Annotated in this window: 12 protein-coding genes; 7 read left to right on the top strand and 5 right to left on the bottom strand. The window is 60.1% G+C overall.

The annotated features are described in order from the left end of the window. Positions 1-145 precede the first annotated feature (145 nt). Positions 146-1,483 carry a dGTP triphosphohydrolase gene (gene dgt, locus VW35_RS19985; RefSeq protein WP_046144936.1) on the bottom strand — a complete coding sequence of 446 codons (1,338 nt, stop codon included), beginning with the start codon at positions 1,481-1,483 and terminating at the stop codon, positions 146-148. 199 nt (positions 1,484-1,682) lie between these two features. Here dgt and VW35_RS19980 point away from each other — a divergent pair, with 199 nt between their 5' ends. Continuing rightward, a complete protein-coding gene (locus VW35_RS19980) occupies positions 1,683-2,609 on the top strand; it encodes a phosphotriesterase family protein (RefSeq protein ID WP_046144824.1) in 927 nt (308 codons plus the stop codon). Between the two features lie 43 nt (positions 2,610-2,652). Here VW35_RS19980 and VW35_RS19975 read toward each other — a convergent pair whose 3' ends face one another. After that, positions 2,653-3,882, bottom strand: coding sequence for a PQQ-dependent sugar dehydrogenase (locus VW35_RS19975; protein WP_046144823.1), 1,230 nt, complete (start codon positions 3,880-3,882; stop codon positions 2,653-2,655). 234 nt (positions 3,883-4,116) lie between these two features. On the opposite strand from VW35_RS19975, the gene VW35_RS19970 reads away from it, so the two are divergent. From VW35_RS19970 to VW35_RS19955, 4 genes are all read left to right on the top strand, one after another. Then, a complete protein-coding gene (locus VW35_RS19970) occupies positions 4,117-6,102 on the top strand; it encodes a glycoside hydrolase family 43 protein (RefSeq protein ID WP_200896919.1) in 1,986 nt (661 codons plus the stop codon). Positions 6,103-6,255: 153 nt separating this feature from the next. Further along, positions 6,256-7,437 (top strand): phosphoserine transaminase, encoded by a 1,182-nt coding sequence (locus VW35_RS19965; protein WP_046144821.1) that lies wholly within the window; start codon positions 6,256-6,258, stop codon positions 7,435-7,437. Positions 7,438-7,590: 153 nt separating this feature from the next. Then, entirely contained in the window at positions 7,591-9,174 is a 1,584-nt protein-coding gene (gene serA / locus VW35_RS19960) for a phosphoglycerate dehydrogenase (RefSeq protein WP_046144820.1), read from the top strand. A 133-nt stretch (positions 9,175-9,307) separates the two neighbouring features. Continuing rightward, positions 9,308-10,237 carry an aldo/keto reductase gene (locus tag VW35_RS19955; RefSeq protein WP_046144935.1) on the top strand — a complete coding sequence of 310 codons (930 nt, stop codon included), beginning with the start codon at positions 9,308-9,310 and terminating at the stop codon, positions 10,235-10,237. 122 nt (positions 10,238-10,359) lie between these two features. Here VW35_RS19955 and VW35_RS19950 read toward each other — a convergent pair whose 3' ends face one another. Beyond that, positions 10,360-11,310, bottom strand: a complete 951-nt coding sequence (locus VW35_RS19950) for a DMT family transporter (RefSeq protein WP_046144819.1) — start codon at positions 11,308-11,310, stop codon at positions 10,360-10,362. Positions 11,311-11,486: 176 nt separating this feature from the next. On the opposite strand from VW35_RS19950, the gene VW35_RS19945 reads away from it, so the two are divergent. Together VW35_RS19945 and VW35_RS19940 are read left to right on the top strand one after the other, a co-directional pair. Further along, positions 11,487-12,776: an adenylosuccinate synthase gene (locus VW35_RS19945; protein ID WP_046144818.1), complete on the top strand. Its 1,290-nt coding sequence runs from the start codon at positions 11,487-11,489 to the stop codon at positions 12,774-12,776. Between the two features lie 48 nt (positions 12,777-12,824). Beyond that, positions 12,825-14,855 carry a hypothetical protein gene (locus VW35_RS19940; RefSeq protein ID WP_046144817.1) on the top strand — a complete coding sequence of 677 codons (2,031 nt, stop codon included), beginning with the start codon at positions 12,825-12,827 and terminating at the stop codon, positions 14,853-14,855. Between the two features lie 2 nt (positions 14,856-14,857). Here VW35_RS19940 and VW35_RS19935 read toward each other — a convergent pair whose 3' ends face one another. After that, entirely contained in the window at positions 14,858-15,496 is a 639-nt protein-coding gene (locus VW35_RS19935; protein ID WP_046144816.1) for an ATP-binding cassette domain-containing protein, read from the bottom strand. Continuing rightward, positions 15,483-17,075, bottom strand: a complete 1,593-nt coding sequence (locus VW35_RS19930; protein WP_046144815.1) for an ABC transporter permease family protein — start codon at positions 17,073-17,075, stop codon at positions 15,483-15,485. The genes VW35_RS19935 and VW35_RS19930 overlap by 14 nt, the downstream gene beginning before the upstream one ends. Positions 17,076-17,200: the final 125 nt, after the last annotated feature.

The raw sequence follows: 17,200 nt of genomic DNA, 5'->3' as shown, positions 1-17,200 counted from the left end.
ACGCTTTACTCTGGGCCCCGTGCAGGGCAATTCCGAAAGACGCTAATGCGGCGGTTCACAACGCGCAATGGTGACCCAGCGTCTCACTCAACAACGACGGGCGGGACAGAAAGCTGCTGCGGCAAGATCGTCGGAAATGGATGTTTCAGGTTCCGGAGAGCATTCGCGAGATGCGAAGCGCATAGCGGTCCGTCATGCCCGAGGTGAAATCAGCAAGAGCATGCAGCGCCTGCGACGGGCTCGTTATCTCCCGCAGATCGAGATCCAGCGCGCGCTGGAGTTGGCGGCTGTGGTCGCTGAGTTTGTTAGCGTCCCATTTGACCCGCGCCAGGTCTTCGTAGACTGGCAAGATGCCCGACATGACATTCCCAATCGTGCGGCGTCCGGAAAGCTCGAGTTCAGTCTTGCGACGGGCGGTGAAGATCTGATCGCGCGATAGCTTGCGGATTTTTTGAAACAGCGGTGCCAAGGGGCCTGCTTCAGTCAGCGATTGGGAGAAGGTCCCCGCCATGATGGCGTCGTAGTTGTCGATGAACGCTGTAACGCAACTATCGATCGCCTTTCCGATACCGAGGGCGCGAAGCAGGGCGATGTGTTCGGCCTGGCTGTAGCCAGTAACGTCGCGATTGGGCTTGCCGGCAACTTCGTGGAGCAGTTTCCTGACCGTGTCGAAGGGCAGTTCGCCCGTCGTGAAGGCATCTTCGAGGTCGACAATATTGTAGCAGATGTCGTCTGCCGCCTCGACCACGAAGACCAGAGGATGCCGACGCCACCACCGTTCTGAGCCCGATCCTTCACTGACGAGGCCAAGCGAATTGGCGACCTCCTCGAAAAGGGAAAGCTCGGCGCTGAAGACCCCGAATTTCTTGAGGCCGACATAGGCTGCTTTTGGCCGGATTTGGTCGAGCGCGTGCGCCGTTACCGGGTATTTCGTGAAGGCTCCAAGCGTTGCTTTGGAGAGGCGCATGCCGCCCATGTTGCGGTACATTTCGAGCCGGGTGACGATGCGAAAACCTTGAGCATTGCCCTCAAAGCGCGTGAACTCGCTGCGAAGCGCCGGGTCCAGATCAGCCAAGTACCCGTTGGTCTTTTCAAAGTGTTCTGCAAACCACGACCCCATGGCTTCTTCGCCCGAATGGCCAAAAGGCGGATTGCCGATATCGTGCGCCACGCTCGCCGCCTGCACGATATTGGCAAGGCTGCTGACATCCTCTGGCGCGATATGCTGTTGTTCTTCGAGCCAATGGCCGATTTTCATGGCAAGCGAGCGTCCCACGCTGCCGACCTCAATGGAATGGATCAGCCGATGATGCACATGGTCATGCTCATAGAGCGGCTGGACCTGAGTCTTGTTGGCGAGACGCCGAAAGGGCGCGGAGAATACGATCCGGTCGTGATCCTGGACGAAGATCGAGCGTCTGAACCCGGGCTGGTAATTCTTGTCGCCCAGCCTCTCGCTCGACAATAGCTTGTCCCAATCCATCGACATCTCCCGCTTGTCGCGGTCATGCCTACTATGGTCCGTGATCTGGGGCAAACCGCCGACGCAGGATTTCTGTGGGCGCTCAGGCGATCGGATTATGGCCTTGAGCCCCGCCCGGGATGCGCTACCCTAACGGCAAGCATATCGATCCCGATCAACCAGGCATCCCTGGAAAAGCTCGGGTCATCCGGAGGACTGAATGCGGCGTCTATTTACTACGCTTGGTGCGTTGTCGGCTGATCAATTGGGTATGATCCTGCCGCACGAACATGTGTTCGTTGATCTGCGAACGCCGGACCAACCGAGCTATGCGGAGGCCGATGTGGAAGATGTTCTGGCGCTGATGGTCCCCCAGATCGAAGCGATCAAGGCCCTCGGGGTGACAGCGCTTGTCGAATGCTCAACCGGCGGTGTCGGGCGTCGGGCCGATTTCGACCTTGCCGTCAGCCGCGCCACCAATTTCCCCATCGTCGTGCCGACGGGCAATTATCGCGAGCCATGGATTCCGGAATGGGTCGCGAGAGCTAGCGAAAAGGCGCTTGAGGAATGGATGCTCGGTGAACTACGGGACGAGATCGAGGTAACGGGCTTCAAGGCTGGCTGGATAAAGCTCAGCGCCGGTGACGATGGCATGACGAGGCTTGAAGAGCGCATTCTCCGCGCCGCGACGCGGGCCGCCATTGCAACCGATGCACTCATCGGTAGCCACACCATTCGCGGTCGCGTCGTGATGGACCAACTAGACATGATCGAATCCGAGGGCGGTTCAGCGAGCCGCTTCGTGTCCATCCATACGCAAGCCGAACCGGATTTCGGACTTCACCGCGCCGTTGCCGAGCGAGGCGCCTGGATCGAATACGACAATATCGGCGCCGTGCCGGTAGAGGAGAGTGTCGATCTGATCCTGCGGGCGCTTGATGCCGGACTTGGACCGCAATTGCTGATCAGCCACGACCGCGGCTGGTTCGATCCCGCTTTGCCCAAGGGCGGCCAGCCCAAACCCTATACCGTCGTCAACACCGAAGTTCTGCCGAGGCTCTCGGCGGCAGGTGTCAGCGAAAGCGATATCGCGATGCTGACGCGACACAACCCGTTCAAGGCGTTTTCACGGGCTGTTGCTATTTGATGAAGGAACGAAGCCGGCGGGTGGACCGCCGGCTTTTTTTGAATCATGCGTCCGCCTTACTGAGGCGGATGATACTCGAAGTTCCACCGTTTGGATTCTCGGTCACTGCATAAACCGCATCATCCGGCCCGACCTTGACGTCTCGAATGCGCGCTTGCAGTGGCACCCGCTCTTCGAAGGCAACGCTATTGCCATCAAGATGGACGACGACAACGCCCTGGGACACGAGACCGCCGATCAGGAAGGCGCCCTGCCATTCGGGGAATTCGTCGCCTTCGTAAAAGGCCATTCCAGAGGGGGCGATCACCGGATCCCAATAGTAGACCGGTTGGGTGGTGCCTTCCATTGCGGTGATGCCATCGCCGATTGGCGCGCCGCTGTAGTCGATCCCGTAGGTCACTTCCGGCCAGCCATAATTGACGCCGGGTTCGGGACGGTTGAGTTCGTCGCCCCCTTTGGGGCCGTGTTCGACAGTCCACAGCCGGCCGTCGCCATCGAGCGCTGCCGACTGCATGTTGCGGTGGCCAAAGCTCCAGATTTCGGGCAGGGCGTCCGCGGTCGAAACGAACGGATTGTCGGGCAGGGCATCGCCATTGACATCGATGCGGAAGACCTTGCCGAGGCCGCTCGAAACGTCCTGTGCTTGATTGCGGGTTTCGACATCCGAGCGTTCGCCGACCGTCACGAACAAGGCGCCATCAGGCGCGAAGACGAGGCGCGAGCCAAAGTGCTTGTTGCCGTCATAAGTCGGCATCTGCTGGAAGATGACGCTGACATCCGAAAGAGCGCCGCTGTTCTGGTCATTGGGCGTCAGGACGGCGGAAGCGACGCTGGTTCCGTTTCCGCCTTCGCGCGGCTCGGCAAAGGAGAAGAAAATCTTGCCTGAGTTTTCATAATCGGGTGCCAGAGCAACATCGAGGAGACCACCCTGGCCGCGCGTATCGACCGCGGGAACGCCGGAAATGGCCTCGCCCACTTCGCCCTCGGGCGTAACGATATGCATCGCTCCAGCCTTTGTGGTTACCAGCATGCGACCATCGGGCAGAAATTCCATTGCCCAAAGCTGGGGCAGATCGGCCGCGATGACGGTCGTCTCAATCTCGGGTGTTTCGGCCGGCTGGGGGGCGCGCGTCTGCCCATCAAAAGCTGGCTGCTGACTGGGCGCGTTCGGCGCTTTGGTTTCAACGGGGGTGTTTTCCTGCGCCAAGGCGAGGGCTGGCAGGAAGGCGGCGCAAAGAGCCGTGCTGGCAAGCAGTGTCTGAAGGGGGCGCATCGGGGCTCCTCTGTCGGCTGAGGCGCAAACGCACGTCGCAAGCAGTGCGTTCGTCGGTTGTCGGGCAGGATTGCCTGATAACAGAAAGCCGGGGTCCGACAGCTCGTTGCATGCCGGCAGATCACATGGCGGTGTGCCGCAAAGCATCTGAAAAACAGAATCCGAAATTTTGATCTATATCGAAAATGCAGATATTGTGATCCGCGAGGAAACGTATCGCGGGGGAGGATTGATTTGTCTTTAGGGACGTGGACTGCGGACAATGGGGACGGGACCTACGCCAACCCATTGTTCTACGAGGAATTTTCTGATCCCGACATCATCAGGGTCGGCAATGATTTTTACATGACCGGCACCACGATGCACACGATGCCGGCGTTGCCCGTGCTGCATTCGACCGACCTCGTGAACTGGACCCTGCTTGGATATGCCCTCGACGCGCTCGATCTTGGCCCGTCCTATCGCCTCGAAGGCGGGGAAATCTATGGGCAGGGCATCTGGGCGCCGTGCATTCGCTATCGCAACGGGACGTTTTATATCTTCTCCAACGTCAATGGTCAGAAGACGCAGATTTTTACGGCCACGGATCCGCGCGGGCCATGGGTCCATACCGAGGCTGAATACAATTATCACGACCTTGGCGTGTTCTTTGACGATGATGGACGTGCCTACGTCGTTTGGGGATACCGCAACCTCAAGATAGCCGAACTCGACGAGACGCTTCACCGGATTATCCCCGGCACGGAGCGCGATTTGACAGGTGCAGATAGCCTGATGGGTGAAGGTGCGCATTTTTATAAGGTCGACGGCAAGTATCTGATCACCAGCGCCTGGTTTGTCGGACAGATGCGCATGCCCTGCGCACGCGCCGAGAGCATCGACGGGCCCTGGGAGATCAATCCGGCGATCTCCGTCGATGAAGATTTTGGCCTGATGGAAGGCTACAAGATCAAGGGTGCGGGCATTCCGTTCACGCTCGACCCTCCATTCGAGATCTTTCCTCCGAACCCCGCTTCCAATGGTCGGCTCAACCTGCACCAGGGCGGCATCGTCGACACGCCGGCGGGCGAATGGTGGGGCTGGTCGATGATGGACTATAATTCCCTGGGACGATTGACGGCGCTTTCCCCCATCACTTGGCATAAGGGCTGGCCCTATTTCGGCCTGCCTGGAAATCTCGGACGCACCCCCCGGACCTGGATCAAGCCAGCGGTTGAAACGCCATCAGACATCGCTGTTCCATGGCCGCAGCGCAGCGACTCGTTCGATCAAACCGAGCTCAATCCGCTTTGGCAGTGGAACCATGTGCCGGTTGCCGGCAAATGGTCGCTAAGCGAACGGCAGGGCTTTCTTAGACTTCATACCATGCCCGCCGAAAGTTTCTGGTGGGCCAAGAATTCGCTGACGCAGCGCGCCATCGGTCCTATTTCAACCGCGACAGCCGTTCTTGACGGGACTGGTCTTGCGGTCGGCGATGTTGCCGGGTTGGCCTTGCTCGGTATGCCCTGGCGGTGGATTGGTATCGAACGCAGTGAAAGCGGGTTTTCCGTCGCGAGCTTTGATTTTCAAACCGGGCAGAAGCTCAGTATGCCGATTGCGGCGCCACGCATCTGGCTGCGTGCTCAATGCGATTTTCTTTCCGAGGAAACGCATTTCAGTTTCTCGACGGACGGCCAGCATTTCGAGCCCCTCGGCGACGTCATGATCATGCTCTTCCAGCTCAAGACGTTCCAGGGCATTCGCTATGCGCTCTTTGCTTACAACGAACGCGGCGAAAACGGTGGCCATGCAGACTTTGATGGCATCACGGTAGACGAACCACATCCAAAGGGTCTGATGCATCCCATTCCCGCTGGACAAGTTGGGCAGCTTGAAGTGGCAGGCAGGTCAGGCTTTGGTCTTACGGTTGAGGTTGGCACCGTCCGCGCTGGCGTTCCTATGACGTTGTCTGTGGAAGGTGTTGGGCTTGGACGCGTTATGTTGAAGGCGGGAGAAGCGCCGTTTTCTGTCACTGCCGGAGGCTATGTCACCGTCGGGGGAGCGAAGGGCCAGGCCAGTCACTTCCAGTGGATGGAAACGCCAACCGGCGACGTGGTCCTGATGTCACTCGCGACCAACAGGTTCTTGCGCGTGCAGGACGATGGCAAGGTCCGAGCCGACAGCCCCGGGCCGAGGCCGGATGGTCTTGACGGAACGCGGTTCCGCTTTATTCCGAGTTGAGAATTGAGGGGCGCCATCAGTGGCGCCCTTTGCATTTCAGCTGCGCAGTGCATTTGCCGATTCCGTTTGACGCGGCTTTGGCCGAGGAGTATCCCGGTTCTCAGGACACTCTGCCCTAACGCAGAGCGCATAGGCCTGGGAGGGCCGCTTGAGATGGCTGAAACGCCCCAAACCGCACCGTCGGTCAAACCGGCTAATCCAAATTTTTCGTCGGGTCCGTGTGCCAAGCGTCCAGGTTGGACGGTTGAAGCGCTGGCTGGCGCGCTGACTGGCCGCTCGCATCGCGCCAAGATCGCGAAGGCGCGCATCCAGCAGGCGATCGACCTGACGCGCGAGCTTCTCGAAGTCCCCAGCGATTATCGCATCGGCATCGTGCCGGCGTCCGATACCGGCGCCGTTGAGATGTTCCTCTGGAGCGCGTTGGGCGCTCGTGGCGTCGACATGCTGGCCTGGGAATCGTTCGGCGCCGGTTGGGTGACGGACGTGCAGAAGCAATTGAAGCTTGCCGATTGCCGCGTGCTTGAAGCGCCCTATGGCGAACTGCCCGACCTGACGCAGGTCGACTTCAACCGCGACGTGGTCTTTACCTGGAATGGCACGACCTCGGGTGTACGCGTGCCAAACGCAGACTGGATTCCGGCGGACCGCGAAGGGTTGACGATTTGCGACGCGACTTCGGCGGCCTTTGCGCAGAAGCTTGATTTCGCCAAGCTCGATGTGGTGACTTTCTCCTGGCAAAAAGCGCTGGGCGGTGAAGCTGCGCACGGAATCCTCATTCTCAGCCCGCGCGCGGTCGAGCGTCTCGAAACCTTTAAGCCCGACCGTCCGTTGCCCAAGATTTTCCGTCTGACCAAGGGCGGTAAGCTGATCGAAGGCATCTTCAAGGCTGAAACCATCAACACCGTCTCGATGATCTGTATCGAAGATGCGATCGATGCCATGCAGTGGGGCCTCGGAATTGGCGGGTTGAAGGCCATGCAGGCGCGTGCCGATGCGAACTTCAAGGTGCTGGCGGATTGGGTGGCAAAGACCGATTGGGTCGAGTTCCTTGCCAAAAAGGCTGACCAGCGCTCGAACACCTCTGTGTGCCTGTCGATTGTCGATCCCGATATCACTGCGCTCGACGATGAGAGTCAGGCGGCCTTCGCCAAGGCCATCGTTGCGCGGCTCGACAAGCTCGGCGTTGGCTATGATTTCGGGTCCTATAAGGACGCTCCGGCAGGGCTCCGTATCTGGGCCGGCTCGACGGTCGAGGCATCCGATCTAGCGGCGCTGACCCCTTGGCTCGACTGGGCTTTTGCCCAAGAGAAAGCCGCGCTTAAGGTTGCTGCTTAACGTTCCCGACTTTCAGTCTCCGTCATTGCCCCGCCTGTCCGGGCAATCCATGGACCACCCGGACAAGCCGGGTGGTGACGGTGGCTGAGATACCTAGCCTCATTCATGCGGCGCTGATTGACCTGCTGCCGCACTCAAATTGGAAGCTCAAAAATGCCAAAAGTTCTCGTTTCCGACAAACTGAGCCCGACCGCCGTCCAGATTTTCAAGGATAACGGCGTTGAGGTGGACTACCTGCCCGATCTTGGTAAGGACAAGGAAAAATTCCTTGAAGCTATCGGACAGTATGATGGCCTTGCCATTCGTTCGGCCTCGAAGGTCACGGAAAAGATCATCGCCGCGGCGACCAATCTCAAGGTCATCGGCCGTGCCGGTATTGGCGTGGATAATGTGGATATTCCAGCTGCGACCAAGAAGGGCATCATTGTGATGAATACGCCCTTCGGCAATTCGATCACGACAGCTGAGCATGCCATCGCCATGATGTTTGCGCTCGCCCGTCAGTTGCCGGAAGCGGACGCCTCGACCCGCGCTTCGAAGTGGGAAAAGAACCGCTTCATGGGCGTCGAAGTCACCAACAAGACGCTGGGGCTGATCGGCGCGGGCAATATCGGTTCTATCGTTGCCGATCGTGCCATCGGGCTTCGCATGAAGGTGATCGCGTACGATCCGTTCCTGACGCCGGAACGCGCTCAGACCATGGGTGTAGAAAAGGTGGAACTGGACGAGCTTCTCGCCCGTGCCGATTTCATCACGCTCCATACCCCGCTGATCGACGCGACGCGCAATATTCTCAATGCAGAAACCCTCGCCAAAACCAAGAAGGGCGTGCGCATTATCAATTGCGCCCGCGGCGGTCTCATCGATGAGGACGCGCTTTATAACGCGCTGAAGTCGGGCCATGTCGCTGGCGCGGCGCTCGATGTGTTCCTTGTCGAGCCCGCCGAGAACAATCCGCTGTTCGAACTGCCCAATGTCATCTGCACGCCGCACCTCGGCGCCTCGACGACGGAAGCGCAGGAGAACGTGGCGCTGCAAGTTGCCGAACAGATTTCGGCCTACCTGATGACCGGCGAGATCACCAATGCCCTCAACTTCCCATCGATTTCTGCAGAGGAAGCTCCGATCATCACGCCATGGGTGAAGCTTGCCGAAGCGCTCGGCTCCTTTGCCGGCCAATTGACCGAAACCGCCATCACCGGCGTCAAGATCGAGTTCGAAGGCGTGCCTGCCGGGCTAAACACACGGCCGATGGTGGCTGCCGCCATCAATGGCGTGTTGAAGCCGTCGCTCGGTGACATCAACATGGTCTCGGCGCCCCAGATCGCCAAGGATCGCGGCATCACGGTCGAAACCACGACCCGCGACCAGCAGGGCGCTTATGAAGGCTACATCCGCCTGACCGTCACGACCGAACGGCAGACCCGTGCCGTCGCCGGCACGATCTTTGCCAATGGCAAGCCGCGCGTCATTCAGGTCAAGGACATCAACATGGAAGCGGAACTTACCCCGTCCATGCTCTATGTTACCAATGAGGACAAGCCGGGCCATATCGGTCGCCTCGGTACGTTGCTCGGAACGCTCGGCATCAATATTGCCAATTTCAACCTCGGACGTGCCGAAGTCGGCGGCGATGCGATCGCGCTCGTTTCCATCGATGGGACGCTGACCGAGGAGCAATTGGCCAAGATTGCCGCGCTTGAAGGGGTGAAGCAGGCCAAGGCCGTCCGCTTCTAGTTCAGACAGAATTATCGATAATTGCCCCGCCGGCTCTGTCGGCGGGGCTTTCTTTTTGGGCTCGTGAGGCGTTAGTCTCGAATTGTCCCTCGCGCCGGCTCCTGGCGCCAACCCCAAGAAAATCGAGGTTCTGATGAAGACCTTCAAGGTGCCGCACACCGATCTTTCCGTGTCCAGCGTCGTGCTCGGCCTCATGCGCATCGCCAAGATGAGCAATAGTGAAATCCAGGCGCTTTATAGCGCGGCCGTCGATGCAGGTGTTACCGTCTTCGACCATGCCGATATCTATGGCGGTGAGCGCCATCGCTGCGAGGAGCGCTTTGGCGAGGCGGTCACGCTTTCGGCTGCCGACCGCGAAAAAATCCTCATCCAGAGCAAGGTGGGTATCCGCAAGGGCTACTTCGATTTCTCGTCCGAGCACATCCTGCAGACCGTTGACGAGTCGCTAAAGGCGCTGAAGACCGAGTATCTCGATGTGCTGCTGCTGCATCGCCCGGACACGCTGGTCGAGCCCGAAGACGTGGCTTCGGCGTTCGACAAGCTCGCGGCCTCCGGCAAGGTGCGCCACTTTGGCGTCTCCAACCATACGCCGGGCCAGATCGAGGTATTGAAGACGGCAGTGACGCAGCCGCTGCTGTTCAACCAGGTCCAGCTCAGCATCACCCACGCCAATCTCTTCGCGCAGGGTGTCGCCGCCAATATGAATGGGCTGGATCAGTCGATCAGCCGCGACAACGGGCTCCTCGATTATTCGCGCCTTAAGGGCATGATGCTGCAGGCGTGGTCGCCCTTCCAGAAAGGATTCTTCGACGGCGTCTTCGTCGGCGACCGCGAGGCGTATGCGGAACTCAACGACGCCATGGATGAGTTGGCGGCCAAGTATGGCGTGACGCCAACCGGCATCGCGGTCGCCTGGATTACGCGGCATCCGGCCAATGTGCAGGTTGTGCTGGGGACGACGAAGCCCGAACGCGTGCGGGAGTCTGCGGCGGGATCGTCGGTGCCGCTTACACGAGAAGAGTGGTATCGGCTGTTCCGCGCGGCGGGGCATACGTTGCCATAAGGATCACTATAACTATTCCTCCATCGTCACCACCGGGGCTGTCCCGGTGGTGACGATGGAGGTGAGATCGATTGCCCGCACAAGCCGGCAATGACGATGGATCGGGGTTTGGAGGGGAAGGTCTACTGTGTCGTTCGCTTCCGCGCCGCCCATTCGGCGAGCACGATACCGACAACAATGATGCCTGCAGCAATGAAGTGATAGGTCTGGAGGCTTTCGCCGAGGATGATCACCGAGCCGAGCGTCCCGAAAACCGGGATAAGATTATGGCTTGGCGCTGCGCGGTTGGCGCCGACCAGTTCTACGCCGCGGGCATAGGCGATCTGGCTGAACATCGAGGGGAAAATGGCGACATAGGCGATTACGGCCCAGACCGTGGGAGAGGCGTTGGCGAGGGTGCCGACCGACGTCAGGCCGTCGTTGAACAAACCCAGCAGGACAAGGCTTGCCAATGCTGCTCCGCAAAACGACACGGCCATGAAACTGAACATGTGCACTTTCGGGCGGAAGCGGAGCGCAAGCGTATAGGCAGTATAGGCAAGGCAGGCGAGGATGACGAAGCCGTCGCCGAGATTGACGTCCATGCGCAAAAGGCGCAGCGGATCGCCATGCGTAGCGGTGAGGATCACGCCGAAAATGGCGAGCACTACCCCGGAAATCTGGATAGGATTGGCGCGAACCCGAAAAACCAGAAAATTTGCACCGAGAATCAGCATCGGCAGCGAAGCCTGCTCGATGGCGGAATTGACGGCCGTGGTCATGGTGAGGCCGATATAAAGAAACGCGTTAAAGAGCGCATAGCCGATGACGCCAAAGCTCATCAATACCGGCCAAGTGCGCTTCACCTCTGCCCAATCATCCTGCAAGTATCGGAACGCAAAGGGAAAAATGAACAACGTCGCCAAGACGCAGCGGCAGGCTAGCAGGAGGAATGGGCTGATTTCGCCGACCACCAGCTTGGCCGCAACGACGTTGCCGCCCCAGAAAAGCGGCGCCAAAACGAGGAGCAGGTAGGGCTTGTCCAGAATTGAAGCGGAATTGCCGCGCTTTTCGTCGGTCTGCGGCTTTGTCATTGGCGCTTGGGTGATGTAAGGACAATCGGACTTATCAGTTATTCGGCCGCAATCAAACCCGACAGGGTGGCCGGGGGGACGACGTCCGTAACCTGGGTAAGGGTGCTGCCCAAAGCAGCCGGCCCAATTCTGTCGTGCCGCTCTAGGGCACGCCTTTCGGTAAGGAAGACTGGACTATGGCGAATGTGGTTGTCGTCGGCTCGCAGTGGGGCGACGAGGGCAAGGGCAAGATCGTGGATTGGCTCTCGGAGCGCGCCGATGTCGTCGTACGCTTCCATGGTGGCCACAATGCCGGCCATACGCTGGTGATCGATGGTGTAAGCTACAAGCTCGCGCTGCTGCCTTCCGGTCTTGTCCAGGGCAAGCTTTCGGTGATCGGCAATGGCGTGGTCGTCGATCCGCACCACTTCGTCCAGGAGATGGAAAAGCTGCGCGGGCAGGGGGTCACGATCACCCCCGAAATCTTGCGGATTGCCGATAATGCGCCGCTGATCCTGTCGCTTCATCGCGAACTCGACGGCATTCGCGAAGATGCCAATTCCGGCCTCAAGATCGGCACGACGCGCCGCGGCATAGGCCCTGCCTATGAAGACAAGGTCGGCCGTCGCGCCATCCGCCTTATCGATCTTTCCGAGCCCGACACGCTCATGCCCAAGATCGAACGACTCCTGTCGCATCACAATGCGCTGCGCCGGGGAATCGGTCTTGCCGAAATCGATGCGCAGACGATCTATGCCGAACTCACCTCGATTGCCGACCAGATCCTGCCTTTCATGGATCAGGTTTGGCGCGTTCTCGACGACAAGCGTCGCGAGGGTGCCCGTATCCTCTTCGAAGGCGCGCAGGGTGCCTTGCTCGACAATGATCATGGGACCTATCCCTTTGTGACCTCGTCCAACACCGTTGCCGGCCAGGCCGCCGCCGGTTCGGGCCTCGGGCCGACGGCGATTGGTTATGTGCTCGGGATCACCAAGGCCTATACGACCCGCGTTGGCGAGGGCCCGTTTCCATGCGAACTGGACGACGACATCGGTCGCCATCTCGCAACCGTCGGCAAGGAAGTTGGCGTCAATACCGGCCGCCCCCGCCGCTGTGGCTGGTTCGATGCCGTGCTCGTGCGCCAGACGGTCAAAACCTCGGGCATAACCGGGATCGCTTTGACCAAACTTGACGTTCTCGATGGTCTGAAAGAGATCAAGGTCTGCGTCGGCTATGAACTCGATGGATCACGCATTGATTATTTGCCTGCCTCAATGGGAGCACAAGCGCGGGTTACACCCATTTACGAGACGCTTGAGGGGTGGTCTGAAACAACGGCCGGTGCGCGCTCCTGGGCCGAGCTGCCAGCCCAGGCTGTCAAATATGTCCGCTATATCGAAGAGCTGATCGGGGCCCCGGTCGCGCTTTTGTCGACCAGCCCTGAGCGTGCAGATACCATTCTGGTGGTAGACCCGTTCCAAGACTGATTATTTTTGCTAAAAGACGACGCTGCAATTGTGAGTACCCAGTAGCCGATGGCGGACTATAAGGAGCTGTTGCGCCGAGCGATCTCGGCGCTGCCGGAGAACAACGGAGCTGCGCGACGCGCAGTCTACGAGAAGGCGCGTTCGGCATTGGTGGGGCAGTTGCGGGCAATTCAGCCGCCACTGCCGGCCCGTGAAATCACGCAACACCGGCTACAGCTCGAAGATTGCATCCGTCAGGTTGAACAGGAAGCGAGCGAGGCCGTTATCAGCCTTGGTCGCGATCCGATTCTCACGCCAAAATCAGTCCCGTCTGCTCCAGCTCCAGATCTGGCGCCCGAACCGATAACGACACCAGTCGAACCGCCGCCTGTTGTCGAGCCGCTCGTGAGGGTAGCTCCGTCGAGCCCGGTCAATTTGTCCCCGGTTCCCAAGCCGGCGGAAAAACCTGCTCCAGAGTCCGTCGCTTTCGCGCCGGAAGTTGAGCCGGGCCCGGAACAAGTCGTCGAACCCGTCGAGGAAGCTGACCCGCCGGCAGTTGATCCAGAGCGGGATGGCCCGCTTTCGATCGAAGAGATCATCGGGGAAGCGGCATCGACCACGGGCGCGAAGGTCGAGCCCGTCGAAAAGCCATTCGTTAATCCGTTCCTGGCGTCGAGTGGCGACGCCGACAGCATGCCAAGTGCTCCCGCTGCGCCCGTGCCCCTCAAGCGCCCGAGCATTCTGTCACGGCGCGACGCTTCGGCAGCGGTGACCACTGCCGCCAATGTGGTCTATCCGTCTTCACCGATCACCACTCGCGTCGAGCCGTCGCTTGGTTCTGCAGCCGCTTTGGCCCGTCAGACGATCGTCGAACCTGAAATCGTCGCTCCCGCGCAGCCGGTCGAAACCGCTCTTTCGAGCGTGCGCGAAGTTGAAGTCGATCAGGACGATGCGCGGGAAGCTGAAACCGTTATCGAGCGTGCCATCGAGACGCTCGATCGCGAGGCGCGTGGCGAGCCGACAGACATGCTGCCTGAGCAACAGGTGGCGCGGCCTCCACTTGGCAGCTTGGCCGATGAGGCTGTTGAAGCCACTTCTGATGACACAGCTGCCGAAGATGAGCGTCGCTCGGGCGCGGGCCTGACTATTTTCCTGATCGTTTTCGCACTCCTGCTCGTCGGCGCCGGCGGCGCAGGCTTCTGGGCATGGCGGGAAGGCTATATCGACCTCAATCAGATGTTCGGCCAAAACACCGAGCCGGCTGTCGCGGAAAATTCCGATATTCCGACGCCGACGACGCCCACGCTCGATGCACCTACTGTCTCCGAGACGACGACTGGTCCGGGGAACACAGCCACGACGACGACAACCGAGCCAACCACGGCTATCCAAGGCATCGATACTGAAGATCGTCTTGAGCCTACGCCGGATGCGGTGACACCGAACGGGACGGAAACCGTGCTTCCTTCCCTTGATGGCGGCGAGACTAAGACGGAAGAGCGCCTGTCCGGTGCCGATACCTCCATAGCCAATGCAGACGATCCCGCCAATAGCGTCGATCCGAGTGTATTGGCGGGCAGCCAGTCCTTGCTGCTTGAAGCTTCCGCAGACGGGCGCACCGGTGCCGTACCCTTCTCGGGCACGGTCGAATGGAGCAAGGGTGAAGACGAGCTCGGCCTGCCGACGCTTGTTGGCGAAGCCAGTATTCCGGCCCGCAATCTCAACGTCACATTGACGGTTCGCAAGAATTCCGACCCGAGCCTACCGGCCAGTCATTTGCTTGAGGTTAATTTCGATGTGAACGACACCTTTGTCGGCGGGTCGATCTCAAGCCTGCCCGGCGTTCTGCTCAAGAACGAAGAACTGGTGCCCGGTACGCCGCTGGTCGGCGCTTCGGCCCGGATCGTCGGAAACTCGTTCCTCTTCGCGCTCAGCGCCTCGCCGGACGATCTGACGACGAACACCAACCTTCTGGAGTCGCGCCGCTGGCTTGACCTCGCCATTGTCTATGGCACAGGTCGGAACGCTATTCTGACCCTTGAAAAGGATCAGGAGGCGCAAAACCTCTTCACTGAAGTATTTACGGCCTGGGGCGAGTAGCCTCAAGCAGAAGCCAGCACGCCGTCCTTCAGTTGATATCGCCGCGACGCGAGCGCTGCGATGTCATCGGCGTGGTGGCTGACAAGAATGGTGTGCCAGCATTGCCGAACCGTCAGGTCTCTCACCAAGGTTCGGATTGATCGCCGCGTGTCGTCATCGAGAGCCGAAAACGGTTCGTCGAGAAGTAGGACCGGTCGATCACGGAGAAGGGTTCGGGCAAGAGCAACACGCTGCTTTTGCCCGCCGGACAGCGTCGCGGCGCGCTGATGGGCCAGGGCGCTCAGACCCATTTGCCTTAAAACGTCAGCGATGCGGCGCCTTGCTTCCGCCTTATGGGTGCCGCGCGAAAGGCCGAGCGCAACATTGTCCTCCGCACTCAAATGATCGAAAAGATTGTCGGCCTGAAGAAGCAGCGACACCGGCCGGGTTTCCGGCAACATGTGGATGAGGTTCTGCCCATCAAGCGCGAGTGTTCCGCTCTCGGGCTTCAGAAAGCCTGCAACGAGATCGAAGAGTGTCGACTTGCCCGAACCGCTTGGACCGGAGATGGCCGTGACCTCGCCAGGTTCGGCGGTGAAGCTGAAATCGTAGCTGGTGCTTTGGCCCGGATGGGCGAAAACGAGATGCTCAGCCTCGAGCATGAGCGATCCTTTCAAAAAGCCGCGGCAGGCCAACAAAAGCAAGGATGGTTCCGATAAGGAGGATGGCAGCAATCGCGGCAGCATCATTGCCGCGGTAGGCGCCGAGAGCGCGGAACATCATCAGCGGCAGGGTCTGGAAATCCTGGGTACCGAAAAGGGCGATGACGCCCAGATCGCCGAGTGAGAAGCAAAAGGCCAAAGCCAGCATCAGCCCGATATCCTTCCCGAGAAGGGGATATTCAACACTCCAGAACTGCTGCCAACCGGAGAGCCCGAGCGAGCGGATCAGTTTTCCGCGTGCGTGGGCGATGGCGTCGAGTGGCGGGCCGAGCGTTGCAACGGCAAACGGCAGCGCGAGAAGACTGTTGGCAACGATGACCACGAAAGGCGCGGCCCGCTCCGGCGCAAGCCCGAGATTGCGGATGAGCAGAAAGAAGCCGAGCGAAAGTACGACGGCGGGAACGGCGAGATAGGCGAAGCTGGGTGTTCCGAGCAGCGTCCGCAACGCCTTGCCGCTACTCGCGGATCGGCCGAGGCAAAGGGCAAGGGCGAGCACAAGCGTAAGAGCGGCGGAGGCGCTGCCGATGATCATACTTGTCCCAAAGGCCCACCAGAATGTCGGCTGAACCAATACCCTGCCGAAGCCACCCGTGACGCCATCGATCAACACCGAAAGAAGCGGCAGGACGAAGCCGATCGTCGAGAGCGCCAGCACGAGCCATTGTAGGGCGCGGGCAAAGGCCCCGTCGCGCCAGAGCGGCGTCGTCGAGCCGCCATGAGGAGGCGCAATGACATTGGTGCTGGCCGACGCGAGGAGAATGACGATGGCGCAAACTCCGATCTGGGTCAGGGCCAGCCGGACAGCGCCGACAAGATCGAAATCGAGGCGCACGGCGGAATAGATCGCGACTTCGAGCGTCTGGTTGGCCGGGCCACCACCGAGCAACAAAACGATCGGAAAACTGGTGAAGGCCAGGAGAAAGATAATGGCGCCGAGGCCCGGCAGGCTTGTGCGCATTGCTGGCCAATCGATGAGACGAAAGCGTTGGGATGTGGAGAGCGCAAGGGACTGTCCGACCTTGAGGCGGCTCGCCGGGATGGCATCGAGGCGCGCCAGGAGGATGCGCGCGGCAAAGGCCCCATCGAGAATGACATGGGCGAGGAGAATGCCCGAAAGCCCGAAGGCGGGATTGCCGAGCGGAAAGCCGAAAATGGCCTTGCTCGCTTCGTTGATCCAGCCATTGCGCCCCCAGATCGACAGGAGGCCGAAAGCGACGACCATGCCGGGCGTGACGATCGCGGCGGAGAAAAGCCCGACGACGAGATCGCGGCCAGGGAAGCGCAGGCGATTGAGCGACCAGGCGAGCGCCATGCCAACGGCGAGGGAGAATATTGTTGTCAGCCCTGCCTGGATGGACGTCATCCGGAGGAGATGCGGAATGTCGACGCGGGAGGGGGTGGCGGTATCGGTCGCGGCTGCGAGAATTGCCCAGAGAACGGCGATGATCAGGCCTGCGATAGCGAGGGCGAGAGTGATTGAGAGGGCGATCCGGACGGGGCGGTGTGGGAGGGTCAGCATGGCGAGATACCCGCCGGTGTGCTGTTTACCCCCTCCCAACGTCCCCTAGTAAGGGCAAGATGCCGTATCCGGTGCGTCGCGAGCTGGCTCCCCGACAGGGCTACATCTCCCCCGTGGTGGGGGAG

The organism is Devosia soli (assembly GCF_000970455.1).
GTDB lineage: Bacteria > Pseudomonadota > Alphaproteobacteria > Rhizobiales > Devosiaceae > Devosia > Devosia soli.
This window is presented reverse-complemented; position numbering and strand designations above follow the sequence as displayed.

Coding starts and splice junctions, on each gene's coding strand:
- VW35_RS19930 (WP_046144815.1), bottom strand. CDS start 17,075: ATGCTGACCCTCCCACACCGCCCCGTCCGGATCGCCCTCTCAATCACT.
- VW35_RS19950 (WP_046144819.1), bottom strand. CDS start 11,310: ATGACAAAGCCGCAGACCGACGAAAAGCGCGGCAATTCCGCTTCAATT.
- VW35_RS19945 (WP_046144818.1), top strand. CDS start 11,487: ATGGCGAATGTGGTTGTCGTCGGCTCGCAGTGGGGCGACGAGGGCAAG.
- VW35_RS19975 (WP_046144823.1), bottom strand. CDS start 3,882: ATGCGCCCCCTTCAGACACTGCTTGCCAGCACGGCTCTTTGCGCCGCC.
- VW35_RS19955 (WP_046144935.1), top strand. CDS start 9,308: ATGAAGACCTTCAAGGTGCCGCACACCGATCTTTCCGTGTCCAGCGTC.
- VW35_RS19940 (WP_046144817.1), top strand. CDS start 12,825: ATGGCGGACTATAAGGAGCTGTTGCGCCGAGCGATCTCGGCGCTGCCG.
- serA (WP_046144820.1), top strand. CDS start 7,591: ATGCCAAAAGTTCTCGTTTCCGACAAACTGAGCCCGACCGCCGTCCAG.
- VW35_RS19965 (WP_046144821.1), top strand. CDS start 6,256: ATGGCTGAAACGCCCCAAACCGCACCGTCGGTCAAACCGGCTAATCCA.
- dgt (WP_046144936.1), bottom strand. CDS start 1,483: ATGGATTGGGACAAGCTATTGTCGAGCGAGAGGCTGGGCGACAAGAAT.
- VW35_RS19980 (WP_046144824.1), top strand. CDS start 1,683: ATGCGGCGTCTATTTACTACGCTTGGTGCGTTGTCGGCTGATCAATTG.
- VW35_RS19935 (WP_046144816.1), bottom strand. CDS start 15,496: ATGCTCGAGGCTGAGCATCTCGTTTTCGCCCATCCGGGCCAAAGCACC.